The sequence below is a fragment of the Enterococcus mundtii genome (genome assembly GCF_002947535.1).
Taxonomy (GTDB): domain Bacteria; phylum Bacillota; class Bacilli; order Lactobacillales; family Enterococcaceae; genus Enterococcus_B; species Enterococcus_B mundtii_B.
In genome coordinates, this window is record NZ_PUAP01000020.1 from 29,188 (window position 1) to 49,680 (window position 20,493).

Annotated in this window: 17 protein-coding genes; 16 read left to right on the forward strand and 1 reads right to left on the reverse strand. The window is 34.2% G+C overall.

Annotation, left to right across the window (positions count from 1 at the left end; all coding sequences use genetic code 11):
- Positions 1-4 precede the first annotated feature (4 nt).
- From CUS89_RS06255 to CUS89_RS06320, 14 genes are all read left to right on the forward strand, one after another.
- Positions 5-1,225 carry an ABC transporter ATP-binding protein gene (locus CUS89_RS06255; protein WP_010735938.1) on the forward strand — a complete coding sequence of 407 codons (1,221 nt, stop codon included), beginning with the start codon at positions 5-7 and terminating at the stop codon, positions 1,223-1,225.
- Complete coding sequence (locus CUS89_RS06260; RefSeq protein WP_104871473.1) at positions 1,215-2,801, forward strand: class I SAM-dependent methyltransferase; 1,587 nt, start codon at positions 1,215-1,217, stop codon at positions 2,799-2,801. The genes CUS89_RS06255 and CUS89_RS06260 overlap by 11 nt, the downstream gene beginning before the upstream one ends.
- 31 nt (positions 2,802-2,832) lie before the next feature.
- A complete protein-coding gene (locus CUS89_RS06265) occupies positions 2,833-4,971 on the forward strand; it encodes a glycosyltransferase family 2 protein (RefSeq protein WP_104871474.1) in 2,139 nt (712 codons plus the stop codon).
- Between the two features lie 214 nt (positions 4,972-5,185).
- On the forward strand, positions 5,186-6,577 hold the full coding sequence (locus tag CUS89_RS06270; protein WP_104871475.1) for a sugar transferase: 1,392 nt from the start codon (positions 5,186-5,188) through the stop codon (positions 6,575-6,577).
- Between the two features lie 17 nt (positions 6,578-6,594).
- On the forward strand, positions 6,595-7,635 hold the full coding sequence (locus CUS89_RS06275; protein ID WP_104871476.1) for a glycosyltransferase family 2 protein: 1,041 nt from the start codon (positions 6,595-6,597) through the stop codon (positions 7,633-7,635).
- A gap of 44 nt (positions 7,636-7,679) precedes the next feature.
- Positions 7,680-8,396, forward strand: coding sequence for an IspD/TarI family cytidylyltransferase (locus tag CUS89_RS06280; protein WP_104871477.1), 717 nt, complete (start codon positions 7,680-7,682; stop codon positions 8,394-8,396).
- A 13-nt stretch (positions 8,397-8,409) separates the two neighbouring features.
- The gene (locus CUS89_RS06285; RefSeq protein ID WP_104871478.1) at positions 8,410-9,468 is read left to right on the forward strand and encodes an NAD-dependent epimerase/dehydratase family protein; all 1,059 of its coding nucleotides are present in this window, start codon (positions 8,410-8,412) and stop codon (positions 9,466-9,468) included.
- A 66-nt stretch (positions 9,469-9,534) separates the two neighbouring features.
- Complete coding sequence (locus CUS89_RS06290; RefSeq protein WP_181055326.1) at positions 9,535-10,617, forward strand: glycosyltransferase family 1 protein; 1,083 nt, start codon at positions 9,535-9,537, stop codon at positions 10,615-10,617.
- 12 nt (positions 10,618-10,629) lie between these two features.
- On the forward strand, positions 10,630-11,445 hold the full coding sequence (locus tag CUS89_RS06295; RefSeq protein WP_104871479.1) for a LicD family protein: 816 nt from the start codon (positions 10,630-10,632) through the stop codon (positions 11,443-11,445).
- 11 nt (positions 11,446-11,456) lie between these two features.
- Positions 11,457-12,440, forward strand: a complete 984-nt coding sequence (locus tag CUS89_RS06300) for a glycosyltransferase (protein WP_104871480.1) — start codon at positions 11,457-11,459, stop codon at positions 12,438-12,440.
- Between the two features lie 17 nt (positions 12,441-12,457).
- Complete coding sequence (locus CUS89_RS06305; RefSeq protein WP_104871481.1) at positions 12,458-13,408, forward strand: hypothetical protein; 951 nt, start codon at positions 12,458-12,460, stop codon at positions 13,406-13,408.
- A gap of 11 nt (positions 13,409-13,419) precedes the next feature.
- Entirely contained in the window at positions 13,420-14,481 is a 1,062-nt protein-coding gene (locus CUS89_RS06310) for an EpsG family protein (protein ID WP_104871482.1), read from the forward strand.
- Between the two features lie 120 nt (positions 14,482-14,601).
- On the forward strand, positions 14,602-16,026 hold the full coding sequence (locus CUS89_RS06315; protein ID WP_104871483.1) for a lipopolysaccharide biosynthesis protein: 1,425 nt from the start codon (positions 14,602-14,604) through the stop codon (positions 16,024-16,026).
- A gap of 151 nt (positions 16,027-16,177) precedes the next feature.
- Entirely contained in the window at positions 16,178-17,137 is a 960-nt protein-coding gene (locus CUS89_RS06320) for an NAD-dependent epimerase/dehydratase family protein (protein WP_104871484.1), read from the forward strand.
- A 111-nt stretch (positions 17,138-17,248) separates the two neighbouring features.
- On the opposite strand, the gene CUS89_RS06325 is transcribed toward CUS89_RS06320, so the two are convergent.
- Positions 17,249-18,403, reverse strand: coding sequence for a serine hydrolase domain-containing protein (locus CUS89_RS06325; RefSeq protein ID WP_104871485.1), 1,155 nt, complete (start codon positions 18,401-18,403; stop codon positions 17,249-17,251).
- A 216-nt stretch (positions 18,404-18,619) separates the two neighbouring features.
- On the opposite strand from CUS89_RS06325, the gene mltG reads away from it, so the two are divergent.
- Together mltG and greA are read left to right on the forward strand one after the other, a co-directional pair.
- Positions 18,620-19,795: an endolytic transglycosylase MltG gene (gene mltG / locus CUS89_RS06330; protein WP_104871486.1), complete on the forward strand. Its 1,176-nt coding sequence runs from the start codon at positions 18,620-18,622 to the stop codon at positions 19,793-19,795.
- Positions 19,796-19,934: 139 nt separating this feature from the next.
- Positions 19,935-20,414 carry a transcription elongation factor GreA gene (greA, locus tag CUS89_RS06335; RefSeq protein ID WP_010735922.1) on the forward strand — a complete coding sequence of 160 codons (480 nt, stop codon included), beginning with the start codon at positions 19,935-19,937 and terminating at the stop codon, positions 20,412-20,414.
- Positions 20,415-20,493: the final 79 nt, after the last annotated feature.

Consider the following 20,493-nt stretch of genomic DNA (forward strand, 5'->3'; position numbering starts at 1 on the left):
AGTTATGACAGAATACGCAATTAAATTAAACAACATCACTAAATCATATAATATGTATGCGAAACCGACGGATCGTTTTAGAGAAGCTTTGAATCCGTTCAAGAAATCGTACCATGATGTTTTTTATGCATTGAAAAATATTGATGTAGAGATCAAAAAAGGTGAAATGATTGGTTTTGTCGGTGAAAATGGTTCCGGTAAATCAACGATGCTCAAAATCATTACAGGCGTTTTGACTCCAACAAGTGGAACCATGGAGATCGAAGGAAAGATTTCTGCCTTACTTGAATTGGGTTCAGGTTTTAATCCAGAATATTCTGGGTATGAAAATATTTATTTAAATGGAATGGTTCTTGGCTTTTCCCGTGAAGAAGTCGATGCGATGGTGGATGACATCATTGATTTCGCAGATATCGGAGACCACGTTTATCAACCAGTCAAAACTTACTCAAGTGGGATGTTCGTTCGCTTAGCTTTTGCGGTAGCGATCAACGTCAATCCAGATATTCTGATCGTTGATGAAGCACTTGCAGTTGGAGACTTAGAGTTCCAATTGAAATGTATGGAAAAATTTACAGAAATCAAAAATTCTGGGAAGACGATTTTATTTGTTTCCCATGATATCAGCTCGATCCGTCGTTTCTGTGATCGCTCTTACTGGCTAAAAAATGGTGAAGTCGTAGAATTTGGTGACACGATGGATGTGACAACCAATTACGAAAACTTCTTAAAGAAAAAATCAGTAAAAACAGTGGATCGTAACAAAAATCAAGTGGAGCGTTTTGCTGCCCCAGATATCGTCGATGTGTTAAGCGCTGAATTACTAGATGAAAACAAGCAACCGATCGATATGTTAGAACAAGGAGAAGATCTTTATGTAAAGGTCACCTATGAAGTAAAAGATGATACCATCAAGAAACCTGTGTTAGGGATTGCTCTGCGAACGGTCGATAATTTCTATGTCTGTGGCTTGAATACTCTATTGGACGATATCACGATTCCTTGGGAAAAAGGAAAAAATGTCTTTTATCTCAAGTATAAGAAGTTAGGATTACTTGCTGGTGAATACTATTTCGATGTGGCGGTTTTTGAAGAAAATGCCACTGTTCCATTAGTTTATAAGACGAAGTATATGAACTTATTTGTGACAGGTTCTTATATTGGTGAAGGGATCGTGGTCTTGGATCACCAGTGGAAAGAAGGAGATCAAAACAATGAAGTATGATTTCGAGATGGACTTAGATGAACAAAGTAGCGTAGGTAAGATTGTCGGACAAATCAAACCAGGAAGTAAAGTCTTGGAATTTGGTCCAGGCAATGGACGCATGACGAAACATTTGATCGGTGCAAAAAACTGTGAAGTAAGCATTGTTGAACTGGACAAAGAACTATTTGATTACGTCAATGAAATCGCCCAAGATGGTTTTTATGGGGATATCGAAAGTTTTGAATGGGCAAAATATTATGCTGGTCAAACGTTTGATTATATATTATTTGCAGATGTGTTGGAACATTTAGTTGATCCTTTGAAGACATTAAAAAAAGTCAGAGAGTTTCTAAATGAAGAAGGCGAGATTTTGATTACTTTTCCTAATCTCGTGCATAACTCTGTATTGATTCACCTCTTTAATAACGAATTGCCGTGGGCTTCTTTTGGGCTACTGGATGAAACACATAATTCATTTTATACCCACGAAGGCTTTCAAAAAGTATTTGCAAAAGCTGATCTGCACATCAACATTGAAGATTATTTATATCTAGCAGTAGGGGATACTGAATTAAAGTCAGCTTATACTGACTTACCAGAAGCAGTTCGTTATGATTTCAAAATGCGTCCATTTGGCGAAGTGTATCAGTATTTCTTTTCATTGAAAAAACACCCAAATGTGGAAGCTAAAATCAATACACCGCAAAATTCAAATTATGTCAAAATGATGGAAATCATCAAAAAGAGTACGCAAGAAGAAATATTAAAGATTCCGTTCAATAATCATACGGGGGAAAACCAAGAATTGACTTTCCCACTGACAGAAGAACCGACCAGTTTTACTTTTCAATTTGAAAAGCAACCAAGTTATCTTGAGTTCAGTGTGGAAGTAGACGGAGTAAAACTTGAATTTATCGCATCGAATGCAGTCATCAAAACAGCGACAGACTGCTATATCTTTGATGGATCAGAAGCACCAAGATTGGAACTGACCAATATCAGTGGCGAGACGATCAAAATCTCTTGCCATTATCGATTCATTGGTGAATTACCAGCAACGATGGCTGAAGTCCTTAGAGAAATCAAACCTATGGCTGCTGTTCAAAAAGAATTGTCTGCCGAAAATGAGAGACTGACGAAAGAAAACCAACGATTACAAGCAGAGAATAAAGAACTGACGAAAGTCTTGAAGACTACGACTGATCGATATTTTGACTTGTTGCAGCCTAACAATTGGGCAATAAAACCAAAAGGACGATTGGTGAAACCAAAAGAAACGGCGAAAAAAATCCAAGCCAAAGAACTTTCTCTTTGTATCGACGAAAAAAGTTGGGATCCAGAAACAAAATTACTCAAAATCATTGGATGGGGAATTTCTAATGCGGAACGTAAACCTTTATCTTACAAACTATCTGTAGATCAATCACCATTCTTCGAGGTTCAACAGATCGAGCGAGTCGAAGTGAATGAAGCCGAAAAACTTCCTCCCCACACAAAAGCTGGTTTTGAGATCCAGATAGCGTGTGAACAAGAAAAATCATTTTTATTCGAATTGATTGCAGAAAATGGGCAGTCTTGGCTAGTTGAAATGTAAATAACTTATTAGGTAAAGGAGTACCAAACCAGTGCAAAAAAAAGAAATTGCTGTATTTATCGATAAGATCACTCGTGAGCGGGCGACTGGCGATTTATTGATCGTTGGTTGGGCAATCGATGAAGTAACGAAAGAAATTCCGACGATCCAAGTCGAAAAAGAAAATATTATAGCAAAAAATACGCCAGTCGTACGTTTGGATATCAATCATCTTTATGAATTGGATGTAAAAACTCAAAGTGGTTTTAATCTTCGATTATCTGGAAAGATGAAGGGAAAAGCGATTTTAGATTTTCAAACGAAAGATCATCAAAATGGGATATCGGTCAAATTGAATGGGCGCTATCCTTATGATGATGGCATTGAGTCTAGTTTAGAAAAGAAAAAAAGATTACTAAAAAAAGGGTTGAACTATGCTCGGACCCATGGCCTGAAAAAGGCTGTACGTCGCGTGAAAATGGAATTGAAGCCAGGTTCGATCGACTATGCACAATGGATTGCTAAACATGAACAAATCGATGTAGCGGCACAAAAGACAAAAGCGCAAGCCTTTGCCTACCGCCCATTGATTTCTGTCGTGATGCCAGTTTATAACGTAGAAATCAAATGGTTAGAAAAATGTATCGATTCTGTGATTGCTCAGACATATGATCATTGGGAATTATGTATCAGCGATGATGCCTCTACCGATCCCAAAATCCATAAATGCTTAGAACGTTATCAGCAAAAAGACTCACGAATCAAAGTTGTCTTTCGTGAAGAAAACGGACATATTAGTTTAGCTACGAATTCTGCACTTGAGATCGCAGAAGGGGAATTCATGGCATTACTTGATAACGACGATGAACTTCCTATTAATGCGTTGTTTGAAGTAGTCAATGTGTTGAATGAACGACCAGAACTTGATTTGATCTATAGTGATGAAGATAAGATCGACGCGGATGGCAATCGCTTCGACCCTCATTTTAAAGCAGACTGGTCACCTAATACGTTGATGGGAAATAACTATATTTCTCATTTAGGGGTCTATCGATTAAGTATTGTCAAAGAGCTAGGTGGCTTCCGTAAAGGCTATGAAGGCTCACAAGATTATGACTTAGTTCTCCGTTTTACCGAAAAGATCCCAGCAGAACATATTTATCATATCGACCGCGTGCTTTATCATTGGCGCACGATTCCAGGATCAACAGCCAGCAGTGGCGAAGCTAAAAGCTATATTTACGATTCTGGTGTGAAAGCTTTGACGGATGCGTTGGCTCGTAGAAATATCAAAGGGCAAGTGCGACCAGGTAGAATCTCAGGATTTTATGAGATCAACTATGACGTCTTACAAGAGGAGCTAGTCAGCGTCATCATCCCAACCAAAAATGGGTATGACGATTTGAAAATGTGTATTGATTCAATCATCGAAAAAACAACCTATCCTAATTACGAGATCATCGTAGCCGATAACGGTAGTACTGATCCGAACATGCAGAATCTTTTTGACTCCTATAAGGAACAACTGAAAGAACGATTTATTGTTGAGTTGATCGATATTCCCTTCAACTATTCTCGTATCAACAATCTTGCGGCAGAAAAAGCAAGTGGAAAGTATTATTTGTTCTTGAACAATGATACGGAAGTGATCGCACCTAATTGGATGACGACAATGGTCTCATACGCTCAGTTTGATTCGATTGGCTGTGTTGGTGCAAAACTTTATTATCCAGATGATACGACACAACATGCGGGTGTACTAGTTGGCATCGGCGGCGTCGCTGGTCATGCATTGAATAATTATGATCGCACACATTGTGGTTATTTTGGTCGCTTAGTGATCGACGTCGATTATTTAGCAGTGACCGCCGCTTGTATGATGGTCAAAGCAGATGATTTCAAAGCGGTGGGTGGCTTCGATGAGACATTACAAGTTGCCTTCAATGATGTAGACTTATGTCTTAAAGTCTATGAACTTGGCAGAAACAATGTGTATGCTCATCAGGTTGAACTATATCACTTTGAGTCAAAATCTCGCGGGTACGAAGATACGCCAGAAAAGCAGAAACGCTTTGCGGGTGAAATCAAAAAAATGCAAGACAAATGGCCAAAATATATCGCACACGATCCTTTCTATAATGACAATTTGACAAAGCAAGGAATTGGCGATTTTTCGTTGAGACCAGAATAATTCTTGCATATTATGCTATGCCTCCAACAGAACTTGATACCTCATCAAGTCTTGTTGGAGGCATGTTTTATGGGGACTGTTTTTGACACAACAGTGTTGCTAAAGCTACCAAGAGAAACTTTGAAATTAGGTTACAATTTGGTTATTCACTATGTTTTTAAAGTGTGCTATGGTAAGATGATAGAGGTATTATTTTGTGGTTAGGAGTGTATACATGAATAAAAATGGAGAATGGAATGCTGCTCGTCGGATATTCATTATCATGATGGATGTTTTGGTTTACAATGCAGCAATATATATAAGTTTCTTATTGAAATTTCAAGGAGAAATTCCCTCACGGAATTTTGAGACCTTTCAACATTCTGCAGTCTTTATATCTATTATCTTTATCGTCTTGAATATTTTGTTAGGGGCATACGTCTTTTACAATCGGATGATCAGTGACATTATATTTGTGACTGTCATTGGGCAAGTATTGATGTCTTTAGGCGTAATGGTGGTGACTTTCGCTGGTCGTTGGTTTGCCTTTCCGCGAGCAGTCATTCTTTTATCTTTTGTGGTAGGAACAGTTTTGCTGAGTTTATACCGCATTTTGGTCTACAAATTATATTTAAAAGTTAGTAGAGATAAAAAAGTAGTGATCGTTGGGCTTGAAAAAGATGTTGCTCCAGCAATCCAAAATTTTCAATCTAAAAAAAATAATAAACATAAAGTTGAAGCTGTCGTTATCGATAACTATTATGAGAACATCAATAAGATGATCGATACGATCGATATCGTCTACTTGTCTTCACATATTGAAGAAAATGAAAAAATCAAGATCTATCAATTGATTACTAAAAAAGAAAAGAAATTATTCTTGAATACGACTTTTGAGAATTTAACAATGATCAATCCAAATATCATGAATTTTGAAGATGAAAGTATCATTGAAGCATCTGGTTTCAGGATACAACCAGAAGATGAATTGTTCAAACGCTTATTCGATATTATCATCTCGTTCGTCTTATTGGTTCTTGCATCACCTTTCATGTTGCTGACAGCAATTCTAGTCAAAGTGACTTCGCCCGGGCCTGTCATTTATAAACAAGTCCGTATCACTAAAAATCAAAAAGAATTTTCAATCTATAAATTCCGGTCAATGACAGCGACAGCGGAAGCAAAATCTGGGCCTGTCTTAGCGAAAAGTAATGATGCTCGAGTAACACCAGTTGGTAAATTTATCCGTGCCGTACGCTTTGATGAATTGCCACAGATTTTTAATGTATTGAAAGGTGATATGTCGATTGTCGGTCCACGCCCAGAAAGACCATTTTTTGTGGATCAATTCAATGCAGAAAATCCTTATTATTATTTAAGACATAATGTCCGAGCGGGCATTACCGGCTATGCACAGGTCTATGGGAAATATGTTTCTGACTATAACAGCAAGTTACGCTTTGATTTGTTGTATATCAAAAAGTATTCTTTAATGATGGATCTAAAGATCTTATTGCAAACGATCAAGATCCTCTTTGATAAAATGTCTTCTCAAGGTTTAGAAGAGGATGAAAATGCCAGCTCATTAAAAGAAATAGATTTTCCCCAAGAAAAAATTTACAGTTGAGTTGGAGGAGCTGAAAAATGAAAAAACCGATTTTCAGTATTATCGTTCCTGTCTATAATGCCGAAGATACGATTGAGCGTTCGATTGATAGATTACAATCTTTAGAATTTAATGATTATGAAGTGATTTTAGTGAATGATGGCTCGACGGATAAAACAGAACAGTTGATCCATCAATTAGTTGACAAAAATCCTAAGTTTCAATGGGTGACAACTAAAAACCAAGGACCAGGATTTGCCCGTAATGAGGGGCTCAATCGTGCGCGGGGGGACTACATCCTCTTTTTTGACGCAGATGACACTCCGAATCGAGCAGTATTGAAAGAATATGAACAACTTTTGAAGAAACAACCGAATGCTGATTTGATTGTGAGTTCCTTCGTATTTAGAACTATAGATGATGAAAAAGTGATCTCTGAGAAGATAAACCAGGTCACCGAACATCTATACACGAAGCGAGAAGATTTTATGGAAGACATGTACACATTGATGAATCAGCAACTGATGTATGTTGTTTGGAATAAATGCTATCGCAAAGACTTGTTAGAAAAACATAGAGTTCGATTCAAAAATTATAGTAGTTGTGAAGATCGTATTTTTAATTTAGATTATTTCGAATACTGTGATGAGGTCCTAATGAATCCTGGTATTGTTTATACCTATGAATTTCAAGGTGGCAAAGGGATAACAAATAAATACAATGCAAATAAGTTTCAAACATTTGAAGAATTTTATTTGCGAGCAAATGAAGTGACAAATAATAATAATAAAGCAGGAATGGCTTCCCTTTTATTAAAAGGAACAACGTCAGTTCTTTTATCAATTGCTGAAACGCATCAGTTAACTAATACTGAAAAGAGATATGCAATAAAAGAAATTTTAAACAGTGATGTAATAAAAGAAGCGCGTTCGATTGCGTGTACTGATTCGATCATTAAAAAATTGACAAAGTTTTATTTCAACTTACCAATTATAATCGCTTATCATACTATTATTTTAGCAAATAAGATCCAGCGAATTAGCCCTCGATTAATCGCTTTATTAAAAAGAAAATATTAAGTTCTTACAGTTAGTTAAGATCACGAAAAGGAGAAAATCATTTTATGAATATTGCTTTATTAACTGCTTCAGGTACTGGAACTAGAACAGGTCAAGATATTCCAAAGCAATTCATCCATGTGAATAATATTCCAATCCTAGTTTATACACTGAAAGCTTTTGAAGAACATCCAGAGATTGATGAAATTTGTGTGGTTATTTTAAAGGGTTGGGAAGAAATGCTGACTGCTTATGCAAAGCAATTCAATATCACAAAACTAAAGTATATTGTTGAAGGCGGTAATTCTGGCCAAGAATCAATTTATAATGGATTGAAAGAAATCTACAAAAAAAGAGCTAAAGATGATGTTGTATTGATTCATGATGGCAATCGACCAATGGTCAGTGAAAAAATCATCAGCGAGAGTATTGCAGTTTATAAAGAAAATGGAAATGCTGTAGCTGTTATTCCTTGTACAGAAGTTGTTTTCACGTTAGAACAAAAAGGGGAGACAAGTTCAGTAAATTCTTTGAATCGCGATCTTTTAGTTCGTACACAAACACCGCACACGTATCAATTGGGTGAAATTATAGAGACATACCAATTAGCAGAAGAAAAAGGAATTAATGATATGGCAGCTTCATGTCAGTTGATGCAAGTTTTAGGAAAAAAATCTTACTTTTCACCTGGATCAGAGAAAAACTTGAAAATCACTACTCTAGAAGATTTAGAAATTTTTAAAGCATTATTGAATTCAACAAATGATGACTGGATCAAGTAAGGCAGGTAAGAAAATGAATCTATTAGAAAACGAAAATTATCTTTCAAATTTAAAAATGTGTGTCCAGGAAACTACTGATATATTCCAAAAATTTAAAGATAAATCTGTTATGATCACAGGAGCAAATGGGTTGATTTGTTCTGCCGTTGTCGATTTATTGATTATCGCTAATCAAGAACTTGATTTGAAGTTGACGATATATACCCTAGGAAGGAATATCGAAAGATTAAAAACACGTTTTTCTACTTATTTGGCGAGTGAATGCATTGTGCCAGTATTGTATGATGCGACGAAAAAGTTCACTTTTACTAATAAGGTAGATTATATTATTCATGGTGCGAGCCATGCGAGTCCTGAACTTTATTCAGAAAAACCTGTAGAAACAATGCAAGGCAATATTTTTGGGCTAAATTCATTATTGGAGTTCTCAAAGAAAGAACAAGTTGATAGACTGTTATATGTATCATCAAGTGAAGTCTATGGAGAATTTAGTACAGGTAGACCTTTACTTGAATCTGATTATGGTTATATTGATCTGTTGAATCCACGTTCTTCTTATTCTATGGGGAAACGTGCAGCTGAGACATTATGTGTTAGTTACTTAAAAGAATATTCAGTAAAGAGTGTCATTGTTCGTCCGGGACATATTTATGGCCCTTCAGCAAAACAAGAAGATAAACGTGTTTCTTCAGCATTTGTTTTAGATGCTTTGAAAGGTAAAAAAATCATTATGAAAAGCACAGGTAGCCAAATAAGATCTTATACTTATAGTCTAGATTGTGCTACTGCCATGCTATATGCTCTTGTTAAAGGAAATCCTGGAGAAGCCTACAATATATCCAATCCACATTCCATTATCAGTATTGCAGAGATGGCTAAAACGATTGCGGAAATCGGGAATGTTGATTTGGAGTTTGATTTGCCTACTGAAGGTGAAACAAAACAATTCAATCCTATGAATAACTCCAGTTTGAATAGCGAAAAGCTAAGTGCTTTAGGATGGAAAGCTTTTTTTGATGCAAAAGATGGATTTAAGAATACTTTGGATATCTTATCAGAAAGTATCTTATAGAGATTCGATACTTTTTAACCGTTATAGAGTAATAAATATAGAAAAATAGGTGATCAAGTGAACAAAGTGAAAAGAGTGTTGCATTTTCAAGGGAGAATGGGCAAAGGTGGAGCTGAATCTTTCATGATGAATCTATACAGAAGAATCGACCGTCACAAAGTGCAGTTCGATTTTTTGATTTATGATGATTATGCACACGTGACAGATTATCATGAAGAGATTAAAAAAATGGGTGGAAGAATATTTGTAGTGACTAATCCCAAAAAAAATATCATAAAGTATTGGATTGAGGTTAGAAAACTTTTAGCAGAACATCATTTCGATATCGTCCATAATGAAGTGTATTTTGGTGGAGGAATCAACCTGTTATTAGCTAGAAAACGAGGAATAAAGCAACGAATAGCACATAGTCATGCCACTAGCGATGGAAAATCGTCTAATTTTTTTATGAATTTATTAAGGAAATATTTACATCATTTACTTATTAAAGAAGCAACTGATTTTTTAGCTGTTAGTAAAGAAGCTGGAGATAGCTTATTCCAAGGTCATCCTTATGAGATTATTCATAATGGTATTGATTTATCATTGTACAAGACGGATGAACATGTACGTACCGAGAAACGAGCAGAGCTTGGACTTTTCCCGACTGATTTTGTTATAGGGAATATTGGTCGCCTCGAAAAGCAAAAAAATCAAGCCTATCTCATTGATATCGTTAGCGAACTATTAAAAAAGAAAACAGATGCTAAATTGTTAATTGTTGGAGCTGGTTCGTTGCAAAAAAGTTTAGAGAAACAAATAACTGAATTGAACTTATCAAAAAATGTATACCTCTTAGGTGAAAGAAATGACATCCCAGAGTTGTTTCAAGCTATGGATGTATTTTGTATGACATCTTTGTACGAAGGTCTTCCAATGGTCGGCTTAGAGGCTCAGGCAAGTAGAAAAAAACTCGTATTATCGAGTACGATTTCTCCAGACACGAAAGTAACTCCAAACGTTACCTTTATTGGGCTTGATGAAACTAAATCAACTTGGTGTGAAGCAATTTTAAGTCAGCCTTGGAATAATGAAATAACACAAGAATTAGTGGAATATGATGTTAGCCATACATTACAACAAATGTTAAAGGTATATAAGGTTTATTAGAGGGAGTAGACAATGTCTGACTATTTAAGCACAAAAGAAATTCATGAAGGTTTGCTAGATTTATTAAAATTTTTTGATCAGTTTTGTCAAGAACATGATATGACATATTTTTTAGCTGGTGGAACCTTATTAGGGGCCATTAGACATAAAGGTTTTATTCCATGGGATGATGATGCAGACATCATTATGCCTAGAAAAGATTACAATAAACTTATTAGCTTAGCACAGAAGTTGCCTGATTTTCTAGAATTAAAAGCTTTAGAAATAGATAACAAATGGGAATATGCTTTTACAAAAATAAATGATACACGAACGTATATCGATGATGATTATCGAGTTGCTCAGCATGGATTATTTTTAGATATTTTCCCAATTGATTCTGTACCAGAAAAAACTTTTAGCCAAAAGTTTTTAGTGAAAAGAATGAAGTTATTAGATGTTTTTAGAGGTGCAGAGAGTAAGAAAAAGTTTAAACCGGAAGAGAAATTTATTTTTATCAAAAAAATGATTGCTAATTATGCTAGACGTAAGGGTGCGAATCACTTTGCTAGGAAGATGAATCAACTGGCTAAAAGTACGAATGAGCGACAGATTGATTCTAGTTTAAAAGGAGTAAGTGTATCAACAATTTATGGAGTGAGGGAATTCTTACCATCTAGTACTTTTGCTGAAGGTGTTTATGTAGAGTTTGAAGACACGAAGTTATCTATCCCCAAAAATTACAAAGTATATTTAGAGAGTCTATATGGAGATTACATGCAATTGCCACCTTTAGAAAAGCAAAAAGGAGATCACTATAAAATCAAAAGACATAAGAAAGAAAAGTAGGTAGTGTAAATATGAGAGATAAATCTTTTACAGTTTCAGTGATTATGCCGACTTATAATGGTGAAAAAAATATCATTGAACAATTAGAATCAATCAAAAATCAAGAACGAATGCCTGATGAAGTATTATTATGTGATGATGGCTCAACCGATCATACTGTTGAGATCGTAACTAATTTTATAGAAGAAAACCAATTATCTGGATGGCAGCTGTTGATCAATGAGGTAAACATCGGTTGGAGAGAAAATTTCATCCGCTTGATTCACCAAGCAAAGGGGGATGTGATTTTTTTTAGTGACCAAGATGATATTTGGTACCCGCACAAAATTAAACATATGTCTGAAAAGATAATGTCCGACCCGGAAAATATAAAAGTACTAGTTTCTAATTATGATGAGCTACTTGAAGAAAATGGTGTCTCTTATCCATGTGAAAAGAGAAAGATACCGACAAAACAACCGAATGATTATATTTATTTTTCTAAAAAAAATGTATTTTTAAATCGACCAGGCTGGGTTTATGCTTTTCAAAAAGACTTTATTCCGACTTTCGATGAGTTTCTCGAAACATCACTTTATCCAGTGCATGATATGGCGATGTGGTCTACAGGTGTTTTAACAGACAAGCTTTATCTACTAGATGAGAAAACAGGATTATGGCGAAAACATGGAAGTAGTGCCATGCAAATCGAAAACGAAGAAACAGAAAAATCTGCAGAAACTAAGAAGAATATACGATTAGGAAAACTGGAATTATTGAAAATTCTAACAGAATCAAATTTGAATTTTGTCCAACGAGTTGATGTACCTAATAAAGAGTATAAAATAAAAACATTGAAAGCTTTATTGAAGGAATTAGAAACAAGATTAAAGATTATCGAAGAAGATAAACCAATGGCTGTATTGACATCTTGGAACTCTTATACAGTTTTACATTCTTTTCTAGCTGATATCTTATACTTTACAAAAAGCAGAGTGAATAAAAAATACCGGTAACAAATGGAGGGAAATAAATGTCCAATAATAGTCTGTCACCTAAAGATATATATTCTTTTTTTAGAGATCATTTAAAAGTATATATTGTTTCATTTATAATAAGTTTGCTTCTTGTAGGTGGATTATTCTTCTATTCAAATTATTCTCAAAGTAAGATTGAAAATACTAATCAAATAAATCGTCCATTATTCTCATTTATTTTAGAAAATAGTCAAGGCAATATCGTGACTGCTTCAGGGGCTGTAAAACAAGTATTTTTAACTAGTTTACAGGAAAAAAATCAGTTTTCAGATGAGACACTTGAAAAACTAAGTGTAGGATACAATGATATTCAAAATACGATTGATGTTCAGTTTACAGATGATGTACCTGAGCAAGAACAAAAACAAATATCTGAATTATTGCAAAAAGAAATGACTAATAACGAGTTACCTTTTTTTGATAATAAAACGTTCTATTATATCAATAAAGATATCCAATTTAATAAATCATTGCCAGTACAAGTGAGTGAAGGAATTAGTATTAAAAAAATAATTTTATTAGTATTAGTAATGATAGTTATTACAGTGGGTCTAGGAACTCTTTTAGTAAGTTGGAAAGAGTACAGAACCAAAGTTATCACGCAAAAATTCACACTTGGAAATGATGTTCAAGCGATTGATATCAATTCCTTAGACTTATCAACTGTGGAAGAAAAACTAAATATTATCAATTCACTATTGAATGGTACATCTAAAAATAAATTTTTGGTTTTAGAAGAAAACAATATCATTGATAGAAATCAAATTTCCAAACAAAATAATACAAATATTTTTTCAAATTTGAATCATATTATTGAGCCAGTGTCGTTTAAACCAGATGAAATTTTAATTGTTTGTTTTAAGAAAAATACGACTAAAAAATGGTATAGAGAACAATTAGAGATTGCAAAAGCTTTAACTAATATCATTAAAATAATCTATATATAAGGAGAACAGCATTGTACATTTATGTAGGAACATTCGCACTGCTAGCTTTATTTTCAGTTTTAGAATATTTTACTAGAAAAAAAATATATTTTTATGCTGGTATCGTATTTTTAATGTGTTTAGCAGGTTTTAGATTTTCTACGGGATATGATTTTTCTTCCTATAACAATTTTTTTGATAGGTTAATTAATTGGGATAAAATATTCGATGGTAGTATTGATGCAGAACCTGGATATCTTTTATTAAATTATATCGTTCGTGAGCTAGGAATGAATTTTTCAACTTTTGTCTTATTATTCTCAATAATAAGTATGTTATTGCTTGCGTATGCACTTAATAATTATTTTCCGGTTCCATCAATTGCACTACTCTATTACTACTCTAGATTTTTTCTAGTACGTGATATGGGGCAAATAAGATCTTCTATTGTGGCTATCATATTCTTATTGGCTTTACCAGCGTTCAAAAAAAGAAATTTAAGAAATATTATTCTACTATCATTAGTAGGTTCATTATTTCATATTGTTTCTATTTTTATTATTCCTGCGTATCTTTTCGTACAGATTGTTAAAGAGATCAACGTCCCTAAAGAAATATTACTGATTTCATCTAGCGCATTTGTAGGAATCATTTTCTTTTTCCCAAATTTATTTAGGTTTATGATTCCAGACCGTTACTATGGATACTTATCTGGGTACTATGCACAAGGCAATTGGATTTTTAATCCCGTATTCATTATGCAATTAGTTATACTGATTGGCGCAACTATTTTCGTGAAAAACAATAACACAGTTTTTACAGAAAACTTCAATATAATATTATCTTTATATTGCTTATCAACGATTCTGTTAGTTTGTTTCGGACCTTTAGCAACAATTGGTGGAAGAATTAGTACAATATTTTCAACAGTAGAGATTTTTATCGTACCCATTGTATTAGAGAAACTCTTTAAAAATAAATTTTTATTCTTAATAACTTTTATTTTGTTCAGCTTCTTTATATTTATTTTGATTTTTATTGTTTCTGGAGCGTACAATTCTTATGTCCCATATAATACGATATTCTTTAAGTAATTAATAGTATATAATAGGTTAGCTTAAATAATACTAAGGTTGATTTGTAAGAAATATAGAGGCACAAGCACTATATATAAGATGGTTTGATTAAATAGTATGACAAAGTAGGTATTAATAATGAATGATAAAGCAAGAAACGTAATGAGAAATTTATACTATACTGTAGCTGCAAATTTTGCTACTTTAGGAATATCAGTGCTATTAAATCTATTTGTGCCAAAACTTTTAGGTGTTACTGAATATAGTTATTGGCAACTTTATGTTTTTTACTCGTCTTATGTAGGTTTTCTACATTTTGGTTGGATTGATGGCATCTACTTAAAAATCGGCGGAGAAGAATATGATCAGTTGAATAAACGAGATTTGGGTACACAATTTTGGTATCTAATGATCTTTGAACTATTCTTATCTTTCTTTGTAGCTATATGGGCCTGGTTGTTTCTTCCTCATTCTGAGCAATCAGTCATACTTATCTTGACAGCAATAGTATCAGTCGTGACGATTATCAAAACATTTGTTTTATATATTTTTCAATCAACGAATCGAATCAAAGAGTATGCACAACTGTCAAGAAATGATCGATATCTATATGTTTTATTTATCGCTATTTACTTTTCTTTAGGTGGTAGAAACTTCTTCTGGTTGATTTTATTAGATATCCTTTCTAAATTGTTGGTAACATTATGGGGAATGTCTTTGATTAAAGATATGTTAAATGTCAAATTAATCAATTTACGAGTTTTATTCCCTGAAATACTAGATAATATCAATATCGGCAGTAAATTAATGATTAGTAATATTGCGAGTATGCTGATTATTGGAACAATCCGTTTTTTTGTGCAACAAAAATGGACAATCGAAACCTTTGGTAAGTTATCATTTACACTAAGCCTTTCAAATATGTTTTTGACATTCATCAATGCCATTGGCATTGTTATGTTTCCACTATTAAGAAGGACGAATAAAGAGAGATTGCCTGAATTGTTCCGTATTCTTAGAGGATTATTTGTTCCACTAACTTACGGCTTACTAATATTTTATGTTCCTGCAAAAATCATTTTAAGTTTATGGTTACCGGAATACGCAGAAAGTCTAAGGTTTATGGGAATTTTATTCCCAATTGTCATTTATGAAGGAAGAATGTCATTACTGATCAATACGTATCTAAAAACTTTGAGAAAAGAAAAAACGATTTTATTAGTAAATATCATTACGTTAGGAGTAACGTTACTTGCGTCTTTATTTGTGATTTTCATTGTTGGAAATTTAGATTTGACTGTTTTACTCATTTTAATTAGTTTGGCCCTACGTTGTAATCTGGCTGAATTTTTCTTATACAAAGATTTGCGATTAGTGATAGGTTGGAAGCATGTTATTGAAACATTATTAACTGTGCTATTTATTTTAAGTAACGTATTATTCAATGCATCTTTTACAAGCATGGTTATATACATCGTTATTTATATTGTATATCTTGCTTTTATACATCGATCAATTATTGCTAGCTATAAAGATTTTCGTATTTTACTAAAAGAACGTTAAACTAAACTACTGTATAAATTCTTTCATAAAAACGTCTCGTAAAAAATATTTTATTTTCTACGAGACGTTTTCGATTACACTGCATAGTGTTCAATATCTTATCATGGTAAAATAGATTTATATTTTTTAATAAATAATTGGAGTGAATAAAGTGGATAAAATATTAATTACCGGTGGAGCCGGCTTCATCGGTTCAACATTGGCAAATCATCTAGGAGATCAGAACGATATTGTAGTTATTGATGATTTATCAATGGGGAATCGAGAGAATTTAGACCAAACAAAAAAAATCACTTTTATTGAAGGGGATGTCAGTGACAAGCAAAAAATGGAAAAGATTTTGCAATCACACAGATTTGACTATATCTTCCATTTAGCTGCTATAGCTAGTGTTGCGGATTCTGTTGAACGTCCGCTGGAAACTCATCGAGTGAATTTTGATAGTGTCTTGATGTTACTTGAGTTGATTCGTAAGTATCAGCCAAATTTAAAGCGTATCGTATTTAGCTCTTCTGCAGCTGTTTATGGAGATGAACCAACACTACCTAAAAAAGAAGAGTCAATTATACGACCGTTGACGCCTTATGCTATCGATAAATTTGCTGCTGAACAATATGTACTTGATTATTGTCATTTGTATGATGTGCCAGGAACTGCGGTACGTTTCTTCAACGTATACGGTCCAAATCAAAATCCAAATTCGCCGTATAGCGGGGTGATCTCGATTTTAGTGGATCGCTATAAAAAGCAACTTGCTGGTGAAAAAGCGTCATTTACTTTATTCGGTGATGGCAGTCAATCAAGAGATTTTGTCTATGTTGAGGATGTCGTACAAGCTTTATTGCTTGTTTCGAAAGAAGAAAAAGCATTAGGGCAACAATTCAATGTTGGAACGGGAAATAGTACAACTTTACTTGAGTTGATCCAGACGATCAATCAGATTCTTGAAGTTGAATTACTGTTGGATTACCAAGAGGAGAGAGCTGGAGATATCCATGACTCTTTAGCTGATGTCACTAAGCTTTCAGCACTAGGTTATCAACCTAAGCACAGCATACTTGATGGCATGAGAAAATATTTAGCAACAGAAATAAATACGACACAATCATAAAGTTTCTATATCTAGGAAACAACTGAGAAAACCTTGTATCAAGCCAAAATGCTTATACAAGGTTTTCTTCATTCTTGTTCAATTATCACAGATGGAAGGTAAACAAATTGCTTATTCATCATTTCCCATCAATTTATAAATCTGATCTCTAAGATCGGTGGCTGTTGTTTTATATTTTTTATCAGCTTGGATATTACTTTCCAACACAACTGCATCAGAAGTATCTTTTTTCATTGCTAATACTGCATGAAACCGATTGATGTTTCCTTGAGCAAATATTGTATCTCTCCCACTGTAGACCCCGCCGTTATATGGACGTCCACTCAAATTCTTTCCCCAAAGAGAAAAAAGTAAATCTTGTGGAATCAATTTTCCTTTTAATACTTTTGTAAAAAATTCGTTCAAGTCATACACGGACATACTGATATTTCCAGTTCCTAATTCATTGCGTATATCTGTTTCAGATTCAGTCAAAGCTTGATGATAATCATCGTCTGGACTCATTTGATAGGAGACTGCGTGTTCTGAAGTGTTTTTGACTTGATCATAGAAGGTCGTCTGTTTTAACTGTAACGGAGTGATGATTTGATCATACACCAATTTTTCGTATGGTTGATAGGTCAATTTCATTAAAATACCTGTCAATAATGTGAAATTCAATGGCTCATATTTGTAACTTTGATCATTGGTATATTCGAGATGATCAAGCGCAAATTGGATCACCTCTTGATCATTCATCGGTACGGTCGGAGAAGCTGTTTTTTTCAATCCTGATCGCATATATAGTAAATCTTTGATCGTGATTTTGTTGCTGCCGTTGATTTGGGGATAAAATTTAGCCAGTTTAGTATCTAAAGAAAGTTTCCCTAGATCAACTTGTTTGAGTATCAGTAGCGCAGTCATTGCTTTTTGGATCGAACCGATTTGATAATACAAAGATGGAGTGTTTGGTTGCTGTGCCTCTTCGTTAGCGTATCCGTAGCCCTTTTCAAGGATCACTCGACCATTTTTACGAATATAGACAGATCCAACATAATCATTTTTTTGTAACAATTGATCGATCTGATCGGCAAGGGCTTGTTCATCTTCGGTCAAGTCTAAGGAATCATTTGCTACTTGAATCGAAGCGGATACTCTTGACTGGGCCATTTCATAGGTAGACCATGTGATAATCCCAATAGTTACGACTAAAATAAATAAGCAGAGTTTTTGAGAAAAAGAAAAACGGGAAGCTGGTTTTCTTTTCAAATGTTTACTTTTGTTCATGTCTATCAATCCTTCCTGTCTAGGAGCTTAGTGATTAAAATAAGCAGATTATTGTTATTTAGTAAATAAGAATCATTTTATTTTCTATTTTAAGCCGAAGAGAATCGATTTACTACTTACAATTTTGACATAAGAATTGTTAAAAATAATTCACCTCCGCCTGAATTTCATGTATAATGAATAAAGTTATGAAGTTGATAGTAAGGAGGAGTTGTTTTGTCAGAAAACAAACAACATCCAGATGAGAAGAGACGACGACAAAAGAATACAACTGATTCGACAGATGTAGTCAGTAAGCGAAAAGACCTACGTAAAAAAGAAGATAAAATCGTAGGAAAAATTATTTTAGTGATTGCGCTTACGTTGCTAATTATTGGATGTGTATTTGGTTTTACGGTCTATCGCTATATTGATAGTGGTTTAAAACCTTTAGACCCAGAGAATGAACAATTGGTTTCGATCGAAATACCTAGTGGCTCTTCAAATAAGCAAATCGGAGAGATTTTAGAACAAGACCATATCATCAAGAGCGGTATCGTATTTAATTATTATACAAAATTTAAAAATATGACTGGTTTTCAGGCTGGTTTCTATCAATTAGCCCCTAACATGACGTTAGATGAAATCGGTAAAGAGCTCCAAGAAGGTGGCACCTCAGAACCTACAGAAGTGGCAGATGGGAAGATCACGATACCAGAGGGATTTGATGCAGAGCAGATTGCAGAACGAGTAGCAAAAATCACTGGGAAAGATAAGCAGGAATTTTTAGATCTACTAAAAAATGAAGCCTTTTTCACTGAGTTGACTCAAAAATACCCTGATTTATTAGAAAGTGCAGCTAAGGCAGAAAACACCAAGTATCGCTTAGAAGGTTATTTATTCCCAGCGACTTATGATTACTATAAAGATATGTCACTTAAAGATCTGATCATTCAGATGGTCGAAAAAACGAATACCGTGTTACAACCTTATTTTTCTACGATCAAGCAGCAAAATCATACGGTTCAAGAAGTCATGACACTTGCTTCATTGATCGAAAAAGAAGGGGTATCTGAATCAGATCGTAAAAATATTGCCAGAGTTTTCTATAATCGCATTGACATAGGAATGCCATTACAATCAGATATTTCTATTTTATATGCGTTAGGCGAACACAAAGAATTTGTCTCTTATGAAGATACAGCAGTAGATTCACCTTATAACCTTTATACAAATAAAGGATATGGGCCAGGACCATTCAACAGTCCAAGTGAAGCAGCTATCCAAGCTGTGATTGAACCGGCAGATAATGATTATTACTATTTTGTCGCAGATATCACTACAGGTGAGGTTTATTTTGCAAAAACATATGAGGAGCATATGGAATTAGTACAAAAATACGTAAATAACTAAAATTGAACGTTATCTACATCTTGATTTATTTTTAGAAAAACATTTACATTTTAGAAAAAGCATGGTAATCTTTTTTGGACTGTAGTCCGTAAAAGATTACCTTTTGCGGTATTCGATAGAAAAAGGAGAAGAGTTATACATGGTAGAAAAAGTATATCCTATGACGCTTGAAGGAAAAGCAAAATTAGAGCAAGAATTAGAAGAATTAAAAACAGTTAAACGGGGAGAAATCATTGAACGAATCAAAATTGCCCGTGGCTTTGGTGATTTATCTGAGAACTCAGAATATGAAGCAGCTAAAGATGAACAAGCTTTTGTAGAGGGGCGCATCACTACAATCGAGAATATGATCCGTTTCGCACAGATCATTGACAACGATGGGGTTGATTCGGATGAAGTGTCTATTGGTAAAACAGTGACTTTCATTGAGTTACCAGACGGAGAAGAAGAAGAATACACGATCGTAGGAAGTGCTGAGGCAGATCCGTTCTCTGGAAAAATTTCCAATGATTCACCGATTGCACAAGCTTTGATCGGTAAGTATAAAAATGATGAGGTAACGATTTCAACACCTGGTGGCGACATGCAAGTAAAAATCGTCAAGGTTGCACAAGCATAAGTTGAAATTTAGACATAGGTAATTAATTATTAGTTTGTCTATGCAAAAGGTCTGGGACCATGACACAAAGTCCCAGGCC